General features: G+C 65.9%; 18 protein-coding genes. 5 read left to right on the top strand and 13 right to left on the bottom strand.

The window, feature by feature from the left end; genetic code table 11:
* Window positions 1-11 precede the first annotated feature (11 nt).
* From VGQ94_08040 to hemW, 13 genes are all read right to left on the bottom strand, one after another.
* Complete coding sequence (locus VGQ94_08040; GenBank protein ID HEV2022467.1) at window positions 12-878, bottom strand: phosphatidylcholine/phosphatidylserine synthase; 867 nt, start codon at window positions 876-878, stop codon at window positions 12-14.
* Window positions 878-1522 (bottom strand): phosphatidylserine decarboxylase, encoded by a 645-nt coding sequence (locus tag VGQ94_08035; GenBank protein ID HEV2022466.1) that lies wholly within the window; start codon window positions 1520-1522, stop codon window positions 878-880. The genes VGQ94_08040 and VGQ94_08035 overlap by 1 nt, the downstream gene beginning before the upstream one ends.
* A 116-nt stretch (window positions 1523-1638) precedes the next feature.
* Window positions 1639-1866, bottom strand: a complete 228-nt coding sequence (locus VGQ94_08030; protein ID HEV2022465.1) for a DUF465 domain-containing protein — start codon at window positions 1864-1866, stop codon at window positions 1639-1641.
* Window positions 1867-1924: 58 nt separating this feature from the next.
* A complete protein-coding gene (gene rimI / locus VGQ94_08025) occupies window positions 1925-2380 on the bottom strand; it encodes a ribosomal protein S18-alanine N-acetyltransferase (GenBank protein ID HEV2022464.1) in 456 nt (151 codons plus the stop codon).
* Between the two features lie 13 nt (window positions 2381-2393).
* Window positions 2394-3053 carry a tRNA (adenosine(37)-N6)-threonylcarbamoyltransferase complex dimerization subunit type 1 TsaB gene (gene tsaB, locus VGQ94_08020; GenBank protein ID HEV2022463.1) on the bottom strand — a complete coding sequence of 220 codons (660 nt, stop codon included), beginning with the start codon at window positions 3051-3053 and terminating at the stop codon, window positions 2394-2396.
* Window positions 3054-3057: 4 nt separating this feature from the next.
* Complete coding sequence (gene mce, locus VGQ94_08015; GenBank protein ID HEV2022462.1) at window positions 3058-3465, bottom strand: methylmalonyl-CoA epimerase; 408 nt, start codon at window positions 3463-3465, stop codon at window positions 3058-3060.
* Between the two features lie 7 nt (window positions 3466-3472).
* A complete protein-coding gene (meaB, locus tag VGQ94_08010) occupies window positions 3473-4429 on the bottom strand; it encodes a methylmalonyl Co-A mutase-associated GTPase MeaB (GenBank protein ID HEV2022461.1) in 957 nt (318 codons plus the stop codon).
* A 34-nt stretch (window positions 4430-4463) separates the two neighbouring features.
* Window positions 4464-6260 (bottom strand): DUF885 domain-containing protein, encoded by a 1797-nt coding sequence (locus tag VGQ94_08005; protein HEV2022460.1) that lies wholly within the window; start codon window positions 6258-6260, stop codon window positions 4464-4466.
* Window positions 6261-6294: 34 nt separating this feature from the next.
* Window positions 6295-7437, bottom strand: a complete 1143-nt coding sequence (locus tag VGQ94_08000) for an acyl-CoA dehydrogenase (GenBank protein ID HEV2022459.1) — start codon at window positions 7435-7437, stop codon at window positions 6295-6297.
* 26 nt (window positions 7438-7463) lie between these two features.
* Window positions 7464-7604: a hypothetical protein gene (locus tag VGQ94_07995; GenBank protein ID HEV2022458.1), complete on the bottom strand. Its 141-nt coding sequence runs from the start codon at window positions 7602-7604 to the stop codon at window positions 7464-7466.
* A gap of 113 nt (window positions 7605-7717) precedes the next feature.
* The gene (locus VGQ94_07990) at window positions 7718-8176 is read right to left on the bottom strand and encodes an SRPBCC family protein (GenBank protein HEV2022457.1); all 459 of its coding nucleotides are present in this window, start codon (window positions 8174-8176) and stop codon (window positions 7718-7720) included.
* An 18-nt stretch (window positions 8177-8194) separates the two neighbouring features.
* A complete protein-coding gene (ltaE, locus tag VGQ94_07985; GenBank protein ID HEV2022456.1) occupies window positions 8195-9289 on the bottom strand; it encodes a low-specificity L-threonine aldolase in 1095 nt (364 codons plus the stop codon).
* A gap of 51 nt (window positions 9290-9340) precedes the next feature.
* Window positions 9341-10660, bottom strand: coding sequence for a radical SAM family heme chaperone HemW (hemW, locus tag VGQ94_07980; protein HEV2022455.1), 1320 nt, complete (start codon window positions 10658-10660; stop codon window positions 9341-9343).
* Between the two features lie 77 nt (window positions 10661-10737).
* Between hemW and VGQ94_07975 the strand changes: the two genes are divergently transcribed.
* The 5 genes from VGQ94_07975 (at window position 10738) to VGQ94_07955 (ending at window position 18645) form a co-directional block, all read left to right on the top strand.
* On the top strand, window positions 10738-11988 hold the full coding sequence (locus VGQ94_07975) for a beta-ketoacyl-[acyl-carrier-protein] synthase family protein (GenBank protein HEV2022454.1): 1251 nt from the start codon (window positions 10738-10740) through the stop codon (window positions 11986-11988).
* 97 nt (window positions 11989-12085) lie between these two features.
* Complete coding sequence (locus VGQ94_07970; protein ID HEV2022453.1) at window positions 12086-14014, top strand: ABC transporter ATP-binding protein; 1929 nt, start codon at window positions 12086-12088, stop codon at window positions 14012-14014.
* A gap of 37 nt (window positions 14015-14051) precedes the next feature.
* Entirely contained in the window at window positions 14052-15368 is a 1317-nt protein-coding gene (locus tag VGQ94_07965; GenBank protein ID HEV2022452.1) for a hypothetical protein, read from the top strand.
* Window positions 15368-16504, top strand: coding sequence for a lipid-A-disaccharide synthase (lpxB, locus tag VGQ94_07960; protein ID HEV2022451.1), 1137 nt, complete (start codon window positions 15368-15370; stop codon window positions 16502-16504). The genes VGQ94_07965 and lpxB overlap by 1 nt, the downstream gene beginning before the upstream one ends.
* Window positions 16505-16578: 74 nt before the next feature.
* Window positions 16579-18645, top strand: coding sequence for a M1 family aminopeptidase (locus VGQ94_07955; protein HEV2022450.1), 2067 nt, complete (start codon window positions 16579-16581; stop codon window positions 18643-18645).
* The last annotated feature ends 23 nt before the right edge of the window (window positions 18646-18668 follow it).

Below are 18668 nucleotides of genomic sequence, written 5' to 3'. Positions count from 1 at the left end.
GGACGTGCTCATCACGCCGCCCCCTGATAGGCGGGCGGAGAGGGCGGGGTGGTGCGCCGGCGCAGGACGTGCGGCACCCGCGCCAGAACGCCGGAGAGCATATAGGTGAGCGCGATGACGAACAGCACGGGGTGCGAGAAGTACCAGATGCCGGCGATCAGCGCGCCGATGAAGACGACGTTGCGGAAGGGATGGCGTCCGCGCAGGTTGACGTCCTTGAAGCTGTAGAAACGCCAGGTGCTGACCATGAGGAAGGCACAACTGATCAGCAGGCCCAGCCAGACGACCGACCACCACCAGATGGTCAGCGGCTGGCCGTTGGCGAAGTGGACGATCGCGGCCACCACCCCGGCAGCAGCGGGAATGGGCATTCCTACGAAGTATTTCTTCCCCGGGGGGCCGGGATTCGAAGGCTGTGGATTCTCCTGGATGTTGAAGCGGGCCAGGCGGCTGGCGCCGGCGATCATGAACAGGAAGGTGGCAATGGCGCCCAACTGCACCAGGCGCACGCGCAAATCGGCCTCGGGCAGCGCGGGCAGCATGCGGAATCCCCACATCCAGGCCAGCACGGCCGGGGCCACGCCGAAGGTGATGACGTCGGCAAGCGAATCCAGTTCCCTGCCGAAGTCGCTGGCGGTCTGGGTCATGCGGGCGATGCGGCCGTCAAACATGTCGAAGACGATGGCGAAGCCGATGGCGCGGGCGGCAAAATCAAAGTGCCAGGGCTCCGCCAACGAACCCTGCATGGACTGGGAGATGGCGTAATACCCGAAGGCCATGTTGGCGGTGGTGAACAGCGAGGGCAGCAGATACATGCCGCGGCGCAGGCGCTTGCGGTTCTGTTCGAGGCGGCGCTCCCGGGGAGGCTGCGGATCCATCAATCGCCTCCCGTGCCCGGCCGGCCGGAGCCTTCCGGGAGAACGGCCAGCACGCTCGAGCCGCCGTGCACCTTGTCGCCGATCTTCACCTGGAGCGCGGCGGAGCGGTCGAGGATCACGTCCACGCGCGAGCCGAACTTGATGAGTCCCACGCGCTCGCCGCGGGCGGTGGATTCGCCCACCGCCTTCCAGAAGACGATGCGCCGCGCCAGCAGCCCGGCAATCTGCTTGAAGACCACCGTGTGGCCGTCGCCTTCCACCGTGACCACGTTCTGCTCGTTCTCCGCCGCGGAGCCGGCGCCCATGGCGTTCCGGAACTTCCCAGAACGGTACTCGACCTTGGCGATGCGTCCGGCGATGGGGGCGCGGTTCACGTGCACATCGAAGACGTTCAAGAAGATGCTGATGCGGGTGCGCGGCTGGCCTTCGACCTCGATGGGCGAGACCGCGGTGACCCGTCCGTCGGCGGGCGAGACTACCGCTCCGGCCAGCGCCGGCACCTGGCGCTCCGGGTCGCGGAAGAACCACAGGAAGAAGCCCGCCAGCAGGAAGGGCGCGAGCCCGTACCAGGGCCCGGCGAACCACCCGGCCAGCACGCCCACCGCGGACATCGCCAGAGCGTAGTAGATGCCGTCTCGAACCATGGGATATGCCGATTATAGCGGAGCGGAGGCGCTCTTACGGGCGTCTTGACGGGAAACGCCGGGGGCAAACAGAAAGCCCCCCGCCGCGGCGGAAGGCCGGGAAAATGAACGTTCGGCTAGGCTACCTGGTTGGTGCTCCTGTACTGCTGCTCGATCTGCTCCATCTGGTCCTTGAGCCGCAGTTTGAGCTTCTTCAGGCGCACTTCTTCCAGCTTTTCGTTTTCGGTCAGGTAGCGTTTCTGGATCAGCGAATCGAGGCGTTGCGAGTACTGCGAGTGCTCTTGAACCAGCTTGCGGAACTCTTCATGGCTGGTCAGGAGATGGTCCCTCAGCTGAGATGCCATCCAGAGGACCTCCTAGATTGTCGGCTAGAAACTACCATACCTGCACGGCGGGCTTCAATCATTTTTCGGGTATTGCAGGAAGAGTAAACCGGTAGAGTACCGCGTCCTCATCCGGGTCGCGGTAGTAGGCCTTGCGGCGGCCGCTTTCGACGAAGGCCCACTTCTCGTAGAGCGACCGGGCCGCGCGATTGGACTCGCGCACTTCGAGAAAAACGTTGCGGGCGCCGGCCTGGCGCGCCCGGTCCAGCAGGTTGGCGAGCAGGCGGGCGCCCAGGCCGCGACGACGGGCCGGGCCCGCCACCGCGATGTTCTCGAGCTCCCACTCAGTCCCCATCCCGCGCGCAACCACAAAGCCCTCTAGCTCCTTCCCTTCCAGGACCAGAGCGACGTACTGAGAACCGGCGGCGAAGAGGCGCGCGTAGTCGGCCGCACCCCAGTGGGCAGCGGTCACGGCATGGCGCTCCAGCGCCATCATGGCGGGGACGTCGGCGGCGGTGGCGGCGCGGATGTTCACGTTCGAAATGCGGTCAGGGCTTGGCGAAGATCTCGGCATCGGAGCGGCGGATGTAGTTGGCGTCCAGCTCCTCGGGTGCGACCGTCTGTCCCGCCATGATTTTTCTGATTGCCAGGCGCGCGATGGAGTCGCTCTGCGGGCGGGCGACCCGGCGGGCGTCCAGCAGCTTGGCAATCGCCTCGTCCGAAGTGACCACCGTGGCTTCCTCGTGGCCGGCGACAAGAGCGGGAAGCTCTTCCTGCCCCACCAGGGATTCCCGCACTCTGGTCGCGCCGCCGGCGCCAAGAACGTATTCCCCGACATAAGCCTCGCAGCGTCCGGCGTCGAGGGCGGCGATGACTCTTCCCGTGGCGCCGGAGGCGACGGCCAGTGCCTCGAGCACCGACACCGCCGCAATCGGCTTTTTCAGCACCTCGGCTAGGGCCTTGATGGCGGCCAGCCCGACGCGCAGGCCGGTGAAGGAGCCGGGGCCGGAGGCGGCGCCGAAGCCCTCTATCTCTTCCTTACCGATTTTGTGCTTCGCCAGCAACGCCGAGATCTCGGGAATCAGTTGCGCCGAAAACGTTCCGCCGGCCACGGGCGCCATCTCGATGAGCTCGAAGCTGCGAGCGTCGCCGCGGGCGAGGGCCACGCTGCCCTGCTTCCAGGAGGTGTCGATGGCGAGGATCAGCATGGCGTTAGCGGCGCTCTTCGCACAGCTCCAGCAGCACGCCGCCGGCGCTCGCGGGATGAACGAAGACGTAGCGGTGGCCGCCGGCGCCGATCTTGATCTCTTCGGAGACGAAGCGCGTGCCGCTCTTCTTCATGCGCGCCACGGTCGCCTCCAGGTCCGCGACCCGCAGCGAGATGTGGTGCAGCCCTTCACCGCGCTTGGCGATAAAGCGGGCGATAGGCGAATCGTCCGAGGTCGCTTCCAGTAGCTCGACGCGGCTCTCACCCAGCGGCAGCATGGCCACGCGCACCTTCTCGTGCTCGATGACTTCCTCGGACTCGACGCGCAGGCCAAGCTGTTCGTAGAAGGCCTTGGAGGCCGCGAGCGACTTCACGGCGATGCCCAGATGGTCGATGGACAACTTTGCGGTCATTCAGGCCTCAGGGCTTCCCCACCCGGCTGACGATCTCTTCCACCAGCGAATACGGATCGCGCTTCCCTTCGGCGACTTCGGCGGCGTACGCCGCCACCTCGCCGTCGGACATCTGCTCTTTGAGGACGCGCTCCAGCAACGATTCGCGCAGCATCTCCACCAGGCGCTCGCGCCAGTTGCCGATCTTCTTCTTGAGCGTGAGGTTCTCCCGCCGCAGGTACTCCTCGTGCTCGGCGATGGCGGCCACCAGCTCCGGGATGCCGGTGCCTTCGGTGGCCACCGTCTTGACGATGGGCGGCGACCAGCGGTCGGGGCGCGTGGCCAGCGACTGCATGGCGCGGATCTCGCGCTCCACGCGCTCCGCGCCTTCGCGGTCGCTCTTGTTGATGACGAAGATGTCGGCGATCTCCATGATGCCGGCCTTGATGGTTTGCACGTCGTCGCCCATGCCGGGAACCAGGATGACGATGGTGGCGTCGGCGAGGCGCACGATGTCCACCTCGTCCTGCCCGACCCCGACAGTCTCGACCAGGATGAGGTCTTTGCCGCTGGCGTCGAGTACCGTGGCCACGTCGGCGGTAGCCCGCGCCAGGCCGCCCAGAAAACCGCGCGTCGCCATGCTGCGGATGTAGATGCCGGAGTCGGCGTGGTGGGCCTGCATGCGGATGCGGTCGCCCAAAATCGCGCCGCCAGTGTAGGGGCTGGTGGGATCCACGGCGATGATGCCGAGGGTGCGTCCCTGCTTGCGGTACTCGCGGGCCAGCTGGTCCACTAGCGTGCTCTTGCCGGAGCCGGGAGCTCCGGTCAGGCCGATGACGCGCGCCTTCCCGCTGTGTGGGAACAGCGCCTTCAGCAGCTCGACGGATTCGGGCGCGTGGTCCTCGATGGCGCTGATGGCGCGGGCCAGCGCCCGCGGCTCCCCGGAGCGGATGCGCGCTACCCAGTTGTTGGTCTCGTCAGGCAACGGACCCAGTGTAAAGCAGAAGCGCGGAGCCGGACTAATCCTGCTTGCGGCCGACGAAATCCTCGAGCACCGCCTTGCGCAGCAGTTCCGGAGGCAGCAGGCCCTGGCCGAGGACGAAGTCGTGGAACTTCTGCTGGTCGAACTTCTTGCCCTGCGCCTTCTCCACCTCCTCGCGGAGCCGAATCAGCCGGTTGAAGCCGTAGAAATAGGAGGTGGCCTGCCCGGGCGCGAGGAAGGTATAGCGCTCGACCTCCTGATTGGCCATGGCGTCGGAGAGCACGACGTCGTCCTTCAGGACCTTGAGGGCCTGCTCCTTGGTGACCTTGCCGGATTGCAGCTCGGGATCAAGGAAGGCGCGGGCGGCGCGCATCAGCCGGAACTGGAGCGAGATGAACTGGCCGTCCGGAGGCATGTAGGGCAGGGTGATGGCTTCGGCGTAAAGGCCCCAGCCCTCGACGTTGGTGCTGTTGAAGGCAAAGACGGCCCGGGGGATGGAGACCCCTCGCTCCATCATGGCCGCGAACTGCAGCTCGTGGCCGGGGCGTGCCTCGTGCGCGATGATGGTCCAGGAGCTGGCGGAGTAGGTGAAGTCGTCCAACTTCTGCGTGGCCTGCTTGGAGCCGGGGGGCGCGGGAATGTTCAGGGGCAGGACGAATTCTCCCTGCTCGCCGGTGTTGCCGATGAAGCGCGGCGGCCGCATGTTGGGCGCGGGGACGTTGGCGCTCTCGGCCGCGCTGGCGAGGCGGATGCGCGCCGGCCGCGACGGCAGCGTCACCAGGCGCTGCTTCCGGATGATCCCTTCGATCTCTTTCAGGCGCGCTTGGTAGTGCGGCAGGATGGCCTCGCCCACCAACTGGTCCTTCTTCAGCTCGCGGATGACGTCGCGATAGTCGGTGAGGTTCCAGCCGTGCTGCTTGGCCACCTGCGGCGCCAGCTTGCGCATCTGCTTCTGGATGTCATCGAAGGCCGCGTGTGCCTTGACGGCCAGCTCGTCGGGCGGAACGTCCACGCCGACCTGCTCCAGGTCAAAGGCGTACTCCTCCGGTGGCAAGCGGAAATCGGTGCGCGCCCGGGGCAGAATCTCCGTGCGCACGAACTCGTCATACTGGGCCAAATGCCGCTTGAGTTCGGCGTAGGGCTTCTCGTATCCCTGAATTTTGTATTTCTGAAGGAGCTGGCCCATGCCGTTCACGAACAACGCGGAGTTGTTCAGGTCCTTTTCCACTTCGTCCTTCACCGGACCGAGCAATCCGGGCTGCGTCAGCCGCTCGCGGGTGCGGTCCTCCGCCAGCTTGACGATGGGCTCGTAGCCGGGCTCCATGCCGGCGTAGCGCCGCAGCCGCACCAGCGCCGCTTTGCGGCGCTCGGCCGGCACCTGGTCGTCGAGCAGCGAGCGGATGCCCAGAAACAGGTTGCGCGGGAGGTTGAAGTAGGGAACATCGAACTTTTCGCTTAGGAGCGAGCCGCGAATGTTGTCGTAGGCGGTCTTGATGAGGATCTCCAGGTCCTGGCGGATGAGCGGATCCTTCTCCTGCGCCAGGCGGCGTTTCAGCTCCTCGATGGCTCCGCGGGTGGCTTGGCGCGAGCGCTCGTTCACCCCCGGCTTCATGTCCGCGATCTGCCCGTCGAAGCCTTCCGCGCCCACTTGACTGGCCGCCTCCGGCTCGAAGCGTGCAATCACCTGGATCAAGACCGTGGCGTTCTCGTTGCTGCGCGCGACCCAGGGCTGCTGCGCGGCAGGTCTTGTGCCGGATGAACCAGCCTGCGCCGCGGCCGTCGCGGAAGTCAGAAAAAGAACAGCAAGGGTCAGTCGCAAACGATGGGACATCATGACTTCTCTCCTGGTAACGGGAACGCTCGGACGTTCAATCCATCAGCAGCTGTCTTGCGATGACCAGGCGCTGGATCTCGCTGGTGCCTTCGCCGATGGTGCACAGCTTGACGTCGCGGTAGAACTTCTCCGCCGGGTAGTCTTTGACGAAGCCATAGCCGCCGTGGATCTGGACGCACTCGTTGGCCACGCGCACCGCGACCTCGCTAGCGTAGAGCTTGGCCATCGAGGATTCGAGCGTGGTCTTCATGCCGGCGTCCTTCATGGCGGCGGCGCGCAGGGTAAGCAGGCGCGCGGCGTCAATCTCCGTGGCCATGTCCGCCAGCTTCCACTGGATGGCTTGGAACTCGCTGATGGCTTTGCCGAACTGCTTTCGCTGCTTGGAGTACTTGAGCGCGGCTTCGTAGGCGCCCTGGGCCATACCCAGGCCGAGCGCGGCGATGGAGATGCGCCCGCCGTCCAGGATGAGCATGGCGTCAATGAAGCCATCGCCCTCCTTGCCGCAGAGGGCGTCGGCGGGGACGCAGCAGTCCTCGAAGATCAGCTCGGAGGTGTCACTGGCGCGCAGGCCCAGCTTGTTCTCCTTCTTCCCTGGGCGGAAGCCCTTGGCCTGCTTCTCCACGATGAAGGCGGAGAGCCCGTGCGTGTGCGCGGATTTGTCGGTAACCGCCAGCACCACCAGCACGTCGGCGTGGTGGCCGTTGGTGATGAACGTCTTGGTGCCGTTCAGCACCCAGCAGTCCCCTTTGCGGACAGCGGTCATGCGGGCGCTGCCAGCGTCCGAACCTGCGCCCGGCTCGGTCAGGCCCCAGGCGCCGATGAATTCCCCGCTGGCCAGCTTGGGGATGTACTTGCGCCTCTGCGCCTCGGAGCCCGCAACGAAGATGTGGTTGGAGCAGAGCGAATTGTGCGCGGCCACGGTGATGCCGATGGAGCCGTCCACCCGCGAAAGTTCTTCGATGGCGATGACGTATTCCACATAGCCCAGGCCGGCGCCGCCATATTCCACCGGAAAGATGACACCCATCAGCCCCAGCTTGCCCAGCTCCTTCACCGCGGCCAGGGGAAACTCGTTGGCTTCGTCCCACCTCATCACGTTGGGCAGAAGCTCGCGCTCGGCGAACTCGCGCACGCTGCGGCGCAACTGCTGCTGCTCGTCGTTCAGTTGGAAGTCCAAGTCGGCTCCTTCCGATGCTTCGAACCTTAGGCCGGCGCGCTGCCCTGGAGCGCGCTGATCAGCGCCACAATCTCCCCCGGAACCAGCATGCGCCGCTCCGCCTGGTGGGAGAAGATGGTCCTGCCGTCCACCATCACGTCCAGCACACCCACTCCGCCGAAGCTCATCTTCGGCTTGATATTCAGCTTTTCCCTGATCTCCCGCTTGAGGCGTCCCGCCTCAAAAAGAATCGAGAGTCAGGTGAAGCAGCGCTTAATCTCCACGTTCATGGTTGCCTCCGTCAGGAGCGCGCCGCCGCCTCGCGGGCGATGCGCTCGGCTTCGAACTTGAGTGCCTCGAACCAGTCAGCATACATCTTGACCACCGCCTGTTTCCTGCCGTCCCCGAAGAAGAGGGTACTGGGGCCGGTGAACTCCTCCCAGGTCTTCATCAGGGTGGCTCCGTCGGGCTGGGGCTCGAAGCTGAACCAGTGTTCGCCGCGCACGCCCATGGCCTTGCCCACCCAGCCGACCTTGTGCGGCGCGGCGCACTCCAGGACCACGGGTTCGAACTTCATGTTGATGGGGCGCGCCAGCTCCATCAGGAAGCGGCTTCCCTTCTGCCAGGGCTGGCCCTCCAGCCACTTGCTCTGCGCGATGACGCGGTTCCACCATGGCCACTGGTCGAGCTTCTCGAACTTCTCCCAGATGTGCTCGGGGCGGCACTTCGCGCTCACGGAGTATTCGAGGTGTATGGCCATGATGGGGGAATCGTCTCCTCAGTTCTCACCGCAGATGGCGCGGATCGCGTCCAGCGCGCGCTCACAGCCGGCGCGGTCCACATCCATATGGGTGACGATGCGCATGGTCTGCGGGTCAATGCCGTTGGCCAGCACGTTGCGCTCGGCCAGCTGTCGCGAGAACTCCGCCGAGTTCATGCCTGTGCCGCTGATGTCGAAGACTACGATGTTGGTCTGAACTTTTTTCGCATCCAGGCGGATGCCGCGAACCTCGGCCAATCCATCGGCCAGGAAGCGGGCGTTGGCGTGGTCGTCACGCAGGCGGGCCGGCATTTTCCCCAGGGCGATCAGGCCCGCCGCCGCCAGGATTCCCGCCTGGCGCATCCCGCCGCCCAAAGCTTTGCGATAGGCGCGCGCCTGTTCGATGAAGCCGCGGCTGCCCACCAGCATCGAGCCCACCGGCGCGCCCAGTCCCTTGGAAAGGCAGAACATCACCGAATCGAACTTGCGCGTGATCTCGGCCACGGGCTGGCCCAGCGCCGCCGCGGCGTTGAAGATGCGCGCGCCGTCGAGATGCACGGGAAGTCCGGCGTCATGGGCGGCGTCGCAAATCTCGTTCGCGACTTCCGTGGGATACACCGTCCCGCCCGCCATGTTGTGCGTGTTCTCGAGCGAGACCAGTCCGGTCTGCGAGATGTAGTAAGTCTTGGGGCGGATGCGCTTCTTGACCTCCGCCCAGCTCAGGATGCCGTCCGCTGCCGGGATGGGGCGCGCGAGGCAGCCGGAGAAGGCCGCGAGCATCGCCATCTCATAGTTGAAGATGTGGGCGCGCTCCTCGCAGATGACTTCCTGGCCGGGACGAGTGTGGATCTTGATGGCGATCTGGTTGCCCATGGTGCCGCTGGGGACGAAGATCGCGGCCTCGCGGCCGAAGGTCTCGGCGGCGAGATGCTCCAGGCGGTTGATGGTGGGATCTTCGCCGTAGACGTCGTCGCCGACCTCGGCCTCGGCCATGGCCCGGCGCATCTCCGGCGTGGGCTTGGTGACCGTGTCACTGCGCAGGTCCACGGGGGTGGCCCGGCGCGGCTCCTCTGATTTTTCTGCGACCCCTCGCGGGGCGACGCGGCTCTTCATGGCGGATGGGGATCGCTGCTCCGGCGCTCGAGCAGCGGCAACTGTTTGAGTCTAATGAATTTCGGGAAAATCTGCCACAGGCTCAGGCGTTGAGGCAGGGGACTGCCGCGAGCCCAAGAAGCGCTCAAACACTTCGTTCGAGAGCAGGCGACCCCGCGAAGTCAGGCGAATGCAGTCGCCCTCGCGCGCCAGGAGCGCGACGGCGATGAGCTCGTCCACGGTGTCGCGCGAAGCGGCTACGGCTTCGCCGCCAAACTCTGTCGCGAGCCGTCGCAGGTCCACGCCGCGATTCAGTCGAAGGCCCAGGAAGAAGCTTTCCTCGAGAGCCTGGGCAGCGGAGGCCGGGGTGACCGTCCCGGATTCGCCGGCCAGGTAGCCGCCCAGGGAATCCGGAGTGGAGAAGCGAAGCGCGCAGGCGGGGACGCCTGTGCCACACGGTTCCTGCTGCTCTTCGCGGCCGAGGACGGCTTGGCCGCGCAGGTTTTCGCGGGCGAGGGCGCCCGCGCCACGCAGTCCTTGCTCGCACGGCAGCATGGAGTGGGCGTCCACGCCGAAGCCGAGGTAGGGCTGGCGGGTCCAGTACTTAAGGTTGTGGCGGGATTCGCCGCCGGGACGCGCGAAGTTAGAAATCTCGTACTGGGCGACGCCGGCCGAGGCGAGCGCCGAACAGGCTTCCACATAGAAGTCTGCGATGGCCTCGTCGTCGGGGACGAAGTGGGCGTGGTAGCGTGTGCCGCCGGCGATAAGCTCGCGGCCCAGGCGCGAGTCGTCGTCCACCTCCAGCATGTAAACGCTGACGTGCGGCACGCCGGAGGCGATGGCGTCGTCGAGCGAGGCGCGCCAGCTGGCGGCGGTCTGGTGGGGCAGGCCGGCGATCATGTCCACGTTGAGGCTGGAAATCCCACCTGTGCGCAGGCGGGCGATATCGTCGAGAACGGTGGCGCGGCTGTGCAGGCGGCCGACCGCGGCCGCTTCCCCGTCCATTAAGGACTGGACTCCCAGGCTGACGCGATTCACGCCGCCGTCCAGCAGCGCGCCTACAACTGCCGGACTCAGCGTACCTGGGGCACACTCGACCGTGATTTCAGCGTCGGGCGCCACATCGAAGTTCTGCCGGGCGGCGCGGAACAGCTCGCGCAACTGATCGGGTGCGAGAACGCTGGGGGTGCCGCCGCCGAGGTAGACGGAATCCACGCGGCGGTCGAACTGGCAGCCCAAGGCTGCGGCGGACTCAGCCGCGCGGGCCATGTCGCTCGAGACGCGCTCGACATAGCTTCCGAACTGCTCGCGGGAGAATACGCCGGAGGCGAAGTTGCAATAGCTGCATTTCGTCTTACAGAAGGGCACGGAGATGTAGAGGCCGAGCGGCACCGAGCCATTATCCCATCCCGGCACCGGTGGCGGGAGCGAGGCGCGCTTTCCACTTCTCAGATACAATCGCTGCCTTCATGTCGCGACGCGTCGTCATCACCGGGATGGGTTCGGTCAGCCCCAACGGCATCGGCAACGACGCTTTCTGCCGTGCAGTGCTGGCGGGAAAGAGTGGGGTGCGCCGCATCACCCGCTTCGACCCCAGCGAGCTCGAGGTGCAGATCGCGGGCGAGATCACGGACTTCGACGAGATGGCCTGGATAACCAAGCACGAGCGCAAGCACGTCTCACGCGTGGTGCCGCTGGCTACGGCCGCCACCAGTGAAGCGCTGACGGATGCGGGCATCGAACCGGAAAAGATGTCGCTGGAGGAAAAGCGCGGCATCGGCGTGATCCTGGGCACGGGCGGCGGCGCGCAGGACTTTTCCGAGATACAGTACCGGCTGTGGCTCGAGGGCAAGGTCAAGCAGGTCAGCCTGTTCTCCATCCCCAGCGGGACCATGGGGACGCTATCCAGCGAAGTCAGCATGCGCTTCGGGCTGCGCGGGATGAGCCACGTGGTGACTTCGGGCTGCACCTCTTCCACCGACGCCATGGGTTACGCGCTGCGGCAGATCCAGGCGGGCGTGCTGCCCATGATCCTGGCCGGCGGCGCCGACTCGCCGCTGGCACTGGGCATCCTCAAAGGCTTCGAGCTGATGAAGATCTGCACCACCTCGTGGAACCAGGAGCCAGAGCGCGGCTCGCGCCCCTTCTCCCAAGACCGCGACGGCTTTGTGATCGCCGAGGGCGCGTGGATGTTCCTGCTGGAGGACTCCGAGCACGCCCGCGCGCGCGGCGCTCGTGTCTATGCCGAGATCGCCGGATACGGCTCCACCTGCGAGGCCTTCCATCGCGTGCGCCTGGCAGAATGCGGCGAAGAGCCGGCACGCGCCATCCAACTGGCCATGCAGGAGGCGGGCGTGGGCCCGACGGACATCCACTACGTCAACCTGCACGGCACGTCCACGCAGCTCAACGACCGCATCGAGACCCGGGCGCTCAAGCTGGCCATGGGCAACGGCCACGCCTACAAGGTCCCCATGTCGGCGCTGAAGTCGCAGATCGGCCACCCCCAGGGGGCTTGCGGCGCAGCGGGAGTCGCGGCCACGCTGGTCGCCATGCGGCATGAACAGCTCCCTCCCACAATCAACGTGGACAAGCCCGATCCGGAGTGCGACCTGGACTACGTCTCCGAAGCCGGCCGCAAGGCGCAGATAGAGCACGCCGTGTGCAACTGCATCGCCTTTGGCTCGAAGAACTCGGCGCTGGTGCTGCGCAGAATCTAATCCGCTCGCCCGCTGCGCCACGGCAAAAGCTCCGTCCTGCCACTGTTTTTCCGCATCCCAAGCGAGCGCCGGAACGTCTGTACAATAGTCAGAGCCGATGGCCGCCAGCATGCACGAAGAAGACGTTCTGGGGAAAGCCTATGACAGCCGGCTGATGAAGCGGCTGCTCACCTACCTGCGTCCATACAAGGGGCAGGTGTTCATCGCGCTGGGAGCGATCGTGCTCAAGGCGGGCGCGGACGTTCTCGGCCCCTACCTCACCAAAGTCGCGATCGACAAGTACCTGGTGCACTCGAACGCGCCGGGAGCGGGCTCGATGCTCGACCGCTGGCTCAGCTCGGAGCCGCTCACCGGCATTGGTCAGATCGGCGCCATCTACGTCTTTCTGCTGGCCATCAGTTTCTTCCTGGACTTCGCGCAGACCTACTTCATGCAGTGGACGGGGCAGAAGGTGATGTTCGACCTGCGCAGCCAGATCTTCCGTCACCTGCAGGGCATGCACCTGGCCTTCTTCGACAGGAACCCCGTCGGGCGGCTGGTGACCCGCGTGACCACGGACGTGGACGCGCTCAACGAGCTGTTCACCGCGGGCGTGGTGGCCATCTTCGAGGACATCTTCGTGCTGGTGGGAATCCTGGTCATCATGCTGAAGATGCAGTGGTGGCTGGCGCTCATCACCTTCGCGGTGCTGCCGCTCATCTTCTGGGCCACGATGGTCTTCCGCAAGTATGTGCGTGACAGCTACCGGCGCATCCGCATAGCCATCGCGCGCATCAACGCCTACCTGCAGGAGCACGTCAGCGGCATCGTGGTGCTGCAACTGTTCAACCGCGAGAAGCGCGCCTACGAGAAGTTCGAGAAGATCAACGCCACCCACATGGAGGCCTTCAAGGACGCCATCCTGGCGCACGCCATCTACTACCCGGTGATCGAAGTCCTCTCCTCGGTGGCCATCGCCAGCGTCATCTGGTTCGGTGGGAACCAGGTGGTTCGCGGCGCCGTCACCCTCGGGGTGCTCACCGCCTTCATGCAATACGCGCAGCGCTTCTTCCGGCCCATCCAGGACTTGAGCGAGAAGTACAACATCCTGCAGTCGGCGATGGCCTCCGGAGAACGCATCTTCAAGCTGCTGGATACCCGGGCGGAGGTCACCGGGCCGGCCTCGCCGAAGACGTCGGACGGCCCGGGGCGCATCGAGTTCGACCACGTGTGGTTCGCGTATCGCACCGTGCCTGCCCCCACCGACGGAGACAAATCCGTAGCCGCGAAGGGCGTGGAGAAAAAGGAGGGCGCGGAGCAAGCCAAACCCGGCGAGCCGGACTGGGTGCTGCGCGACGTCTCCTTCGCCATCGAGCCGGGCGAGACCGTCGCCATCGTGGGCCACACTGGAGCGGGCAAGACCACCATCATCTCCCTGCTCGTCCGCTTCTATGACATCCAGAAGGGCTCGATCCGCCTCGACGGCGTGGACATCCGTGAGCTCGACCTGGATGGCTTGCGCCGCCGCTTCGGCGTCGTCCTACAGGACCCGTTCCTGTTCACGGGTACGGTGGGTGGCAACATCCGGCTGGGGACGTCCTGGATCCAGGACGCAGCCGTGGAGCAGGCCGCCGAGGACGTGAACGTCGCCGACTTCATCCGCACCCTGCCCGGCGGCTTCCAGGAGAAGGTGGTGGAGCGCGGCAGTACGCTGAGCACCGGGCAGAAGCAGTTGATCTCGTTCGCACGCGCCCTGGCCCACGAACCCAGCATCCTGGTGCTGGACGAGGCCACCTCCAGCGTGGACACGGAGACCGAGTTCCGCGTGCGCGATGCGCTCAGCCGCATGGTGGAGGGGCGGACGTCGGTGATCGTGGCCCACCGGCTTTCGACCATCCAGCGCGCCGACAAGATCATCGTGATGCACAAAGGGCGGGTGCGCGAGGTGGGCTCGCACCAACAGCTGCTGGCGCAGCGCGGTATATACTGGAAGCTCTATCAGTTGCAGTACAAGGACCAGGAAGTCGCGGTCAGCGCCGACGATTAGGCTCACGCTCGGGCGGCGCGGCCGCATCCAATCTCCCATGTCCCGTTTCCCTGCGGTCATCGTCCTCGTTCTGACATTCGCCGCTTTGGCCGCCGCGCAGGAGGACTGGACGCCCCACTACGTGCTTCCGCCCAAACAGCAGCAACAGCAGCAGCCGAGCCAGCCGCAGCCGGCAGCGGCTCCGGCCGCTCCCCAGCAGCCGCCGGGAAAAACCATACGGGAGTTCAACGAGGGAGACTCCAGCCCGGCTGCGCCGCAGCCGCCCGCGGCGCAAACCCCGGCTCCAAACATGCCCCAGCCAGAGAAGGACCTGCGCGATATCGCCGAACGCTTCGCTCCGGTGCTCCACCAGCGCATGGCGGGGACCGCCGAGCAGCACCGCTTCGACTATCCCACCAACTTCGACTTCGACGGCGACTGGAAGGGCAACAACAATTGGGCCAACGCCGCCGGCTCCAAATACAAGCTCTGGTCCTACGTCTACTACTCGGTGATCGAGAGCGAGGACCACTACTTCATCCACTATGCCGTGTATCACCCGCGCGACTGGTCCCTGGTGCAGGCGACATTCGACAGCCTCCTGGACAAGCTGCAGGACAAGTACAAGGACGTCATCGGCGGGGGGGCGCGCAAGGAAGCCGAGTTCAACCACGAGAACGACCTGGAAGGCGCGCTGGTGATCGTGGACAAGTGGGCCCAGGGCGGGCCGCAACCCGTGGCCATGGAAACGGTGGCCCACAACCACCTGCTGCGCTCGCTGAGCACCGCGGCTGCGGACCTGCACATCACCTCCGGCGAGCGCGGCCAGCGACTGAGGCTGGAAGACGGCCACCCCATCCTCTACATCGAGTCACAGAAACACGGCATCCACGCCTGGAGGGATGAGGAGGGCTCCTGGCAGGAACCCATCCTGGTGCTGCGCTACGGCAAGGACAAGCCGGTGGAGTTCTCGAAGGTGAGCGGCGACACCGCAACTTACGAGCTCATCCCTATATCCAAGACCTGGTGGAAGCACGCGCGCGCGACGCACAAGCCCAACCTCACCTTCGGCACGGTGGCGGATTTTGGCGACCGCTTCTGCGATGTCCCGGGGGCGCGGCGTCCGACGTGCGCGCTGGGGACGGTGGGCGCCGCCATCCGCGGCGACTACCTGCGTCCCAACGCGGCCTCCGCGCCCTGGAACTGGATCGACCTCGACGACCAGGAACTGCCCCTGGGCGCCTGGTTCTTCGATCCCATCGTCATCCTCAAGCGCCACTTCGGCCTTTTCCACACCCGGGAGAAGTACCTCTACAACCCCTACCTCGGCATCGGAGACACGGACTCCGACACCAAGAAGGCGACCACGCCCTGATGCGCCTGCTTGTTTCGGCCGGCGAAGCCTCCGGTGAACTGTACGGCGCGGGATTGGTCCTGGCGCTCCGCCGCCGGGTCCCGGACCTGGAGTGCTTCGGCGTGGGCGGCGAGCAGATGCGTGCCGCCGGCTGCGACACGGTGGTGGATGCCCGCACACTCTCCGTGGTCGGCATCACGGAGGTCGTCTCCCACCTGCCGAGGATCTACCGCGAGTTCCGGCGCCTGGTGCGGGCGGCGGATGAGCGCAAGCCCGATGCCGCCATCGTCATCGACTCCCCTGGCTTCAACTTCCGCGTGGCCCGCGCGATGCACCAGCGCGGCGTGCCGGTCATCTATTACGTTTGCCCGCAGCTGTGGGCGTGGCGCGAGCAGCGCGTCTCGCGCTTCCACAAGTGGATCAAGAAGGCGCTGGTCATCTTTCCCTTCGAGGAAAAGTGGTACCGCGAGCACGGCGTGGACGCCGAGTACGTGGGGCATCCGCTGGCGGATGTCCCGCCACCGTCCCTCTCGCGGGAGGGGTTCGCCGCCAAGTACGGACTGGATCCAGCTAGGCAGTGGGTTGCGCTGCTCCCCGGTAGCCGCAAGAAAGAGATTTCCATGAACCTGCCGGCTCTGCTCGCAGGAGCCGGCCGGGTGCAGGGGAAATACGAGTTCATCCTTCCGGCGGCGTCTACGGTGGAGCGGCCCTGGCTGGAAGACAGAGTTCGCAACTCCGGGTTGAAGCTGAGGGTGGTGGAGGGGGCCTCGTCAGCGCTCGTGCACGCCCGCGCTGCCGTGGTGGCCAGCGGCACGGCGACGGTCGAGGCGGCGCTCATGGGCACGCCCATGGTGGTTGTCTACCGGGTCTCGACACTCACTTGGGCTCTCGGACACCATCTGCTGAAGGTGCCCTATGTGGCCATGCCCAACCTGATCGCGGGGGAGCAGGTGGTGCCGGAGTTGATCCAGTCCGACTTCACGCCGGAGAATGTGGCCGCGCACCTGGAGGAAATCCTGGCCGAAGGCCCCGCCCGTGAGAAAATGATGGGTGCGCTGGCGAAAGTCCGCGAGCGCCTGCGGCCTTCCGGGGAAACCGGCACGGCCGCCGACCGGGCCGCGCAGGCGGTTCTGCGCGCCCTGCAGACGTCGAAGTAGCCGGCTGAGTACATCCTTTGGGCCAGATGGCCCATCTATTGGAAGAGCCCTTCAGAGGAATCACAAGCATGGGAATGTCAAAACTCGCCATGAGGCGGAGACGCACCCTGGGGTGCGTGATTTTTTGTTTGGCCGTGGCGCTCTCGGCGGCGGCGGCGGAGAAACCGCGCATCCGCGTGGACGACTACGCCATCTCGGCCGAGCTGGTGCCGTTGAGCCACAAGCTGCTGGCGCACGCGCGGGTGAAGTTCACCGCGCTGGATGACATCAGCATCGCCACCTTCGAGCTGCACAACGCCCTGCGCGTCACCCGGGTGACGGACGCGAGCGGACGCACCCTGAACGCCGAGCGCGTCACCCAGGATTCGACCGTCCGCGTGGCCCTGCCCGACGGCCTCAGCAAGGGGGCAAGCACCTCCCTCACCTTTGACTACGAAGGCGTGCTGCAGTCCGCCGACGAGAGCCCGGTCGAAGGGCTGAAGCTGGCCTACATCGGCGACGACACCTCCTATCTGCTCTACGCCGGGCGCTGGTTCCCCATGGTGGGATACAACACCAACCGCTTCACCGCTTCCATGGCAATCACCGTGCCCGCGGGGATGACGGTCATCGGCACCGGTCGCACCACCAGCGCCCCCGCGGAGCTGCCCTCGGCACCCGCGCCCGCCGCGACGCCCGGACGTCCGGGACGCGTGGGATTGCGCTCCCCCGCCGCCTCTGCCGCCAGCAGCCAGGGCAAGAACACGCACTACTTCCTGTGGGACAAGCCCAGCTTCCCCGGAACCATCATCGCCGGCCGCTTCGATGAGACCACCGTGACCCAGGGGGGCATGAATGTCCGCGTGTACTTCAAGCCCAGCCACAAGGCCATGGCCAAGCCCTACGGCGAGACGGCGGGCAAGGAGTTCGAATACTTCTCTTCCATCTACGGCCCGGCGGTCTCCTACAACCTCTATGTGGTCGAGCTTCCCGACGACACGGTACCCACGGCATGGGCGCCGGAGATCGCGGGGCTGGCTTCGCGCGGCATCCAGGAAAAGATCAACTACCGGCTGCTGGCCAACGCGGTGGCGCGGCAGTGGTGGGGAGTGCGCGTGAGCCCCGCGCGCCAGGAAGACGCCTGGATCAGCGACGGCTTTGCGCGCTACTCCGAGGCGCGCTACGTGGAGTGGGCCGCCGGGCAGGCCGCCTTCGAAGAAGTGATGAAGGATATCGCCGTGGGCGCGCTCGCCTACGACAACATCCCGCTCGCCGGAGTCGGCCGGCTCAGCGCCTTCTCTCCCGAGTTCCAGTCGCTGGTCACCGACAAAGGCGCGATGATCCTGCACATGCTGCGCTGGATCGTGGGCGACAAGCCCTTCGATCAGATCCTGCGCAACTTCGCCACCCAGTTCAACGAGAAGTCCGCCACCGTGGACGACTTCCGCAAGGTCGCCGAGTTCAGCTACGGGCAGTCGCTCCAGGCCTTCTTCTCGCAGTGGCTCGACTCCACCGGCGCCCCGGAGTTCCACAACAAGTACACCGTCTTCCGCACCGCCAAGGGCTTCCGCGTGGTGGGCGAGGTCTCACAGGACTTGGACCTGTTCCGCATGCCGGTGGAGTTGCGCATCGATACCGATGGCAAGACGGAAACCAAGCGCATCGAAGTGGTGGGCACCAATTCGCCCTACGTGGTCGAGACCTTCGGCAAGCCGCGGCACATCTCGCTCGATCCCGGCAGCCATGTGCTGAAGAATTCCAGCGACTTCAAGGTGCGGGTCTCCATCCTGCGCGGGACGCAACTCGTCGCCCAGGGGGACCTGGCCGAGGCCCTGCGCGAGTACCAGAAGGCGCTGGACATCAACAAGAACAGCTCGCTCGCCCATTACCGCATCGCCGAGGTCTTCTTCCTGCAGCGCAACTACCAGGCCGCCGCCAACGCCTACCGCGAGGCCGCCAACGGCGACAACGAGCCTCGCTGGACCGAGGTGTGGAGCTACATCCAGTTGGGGAAGATCTTCGACCTCACCGGGCAGCGCGAACGCGCCGTCAACGAGTATCGCCGCGCCCTCAATACCAACGACAACACCCAGGGCGCCCTGGAAGAAGCCCGCAAGTACCTGCAAACACCCTACTCGAAGCAGAGTGAGGGCCAGTCGTAGCGGGCGGGAACGGGCAGGACTTC

This window comes from Terriglobales bacterium (assembly GCA_035937135.1).
In the GTDB taxonomy this organism is placed as follows: domain Bacteria; phylum Acidobacteriota; class Terriglobia; order Terriglobales; family Acidobacteriaceae; genus DASYVL01.
The sequence above is the reverse complement of the archived record's forward strand: the minus strand, read 5'-3'. Positions and strand labels throughout refer to the sequence as shown.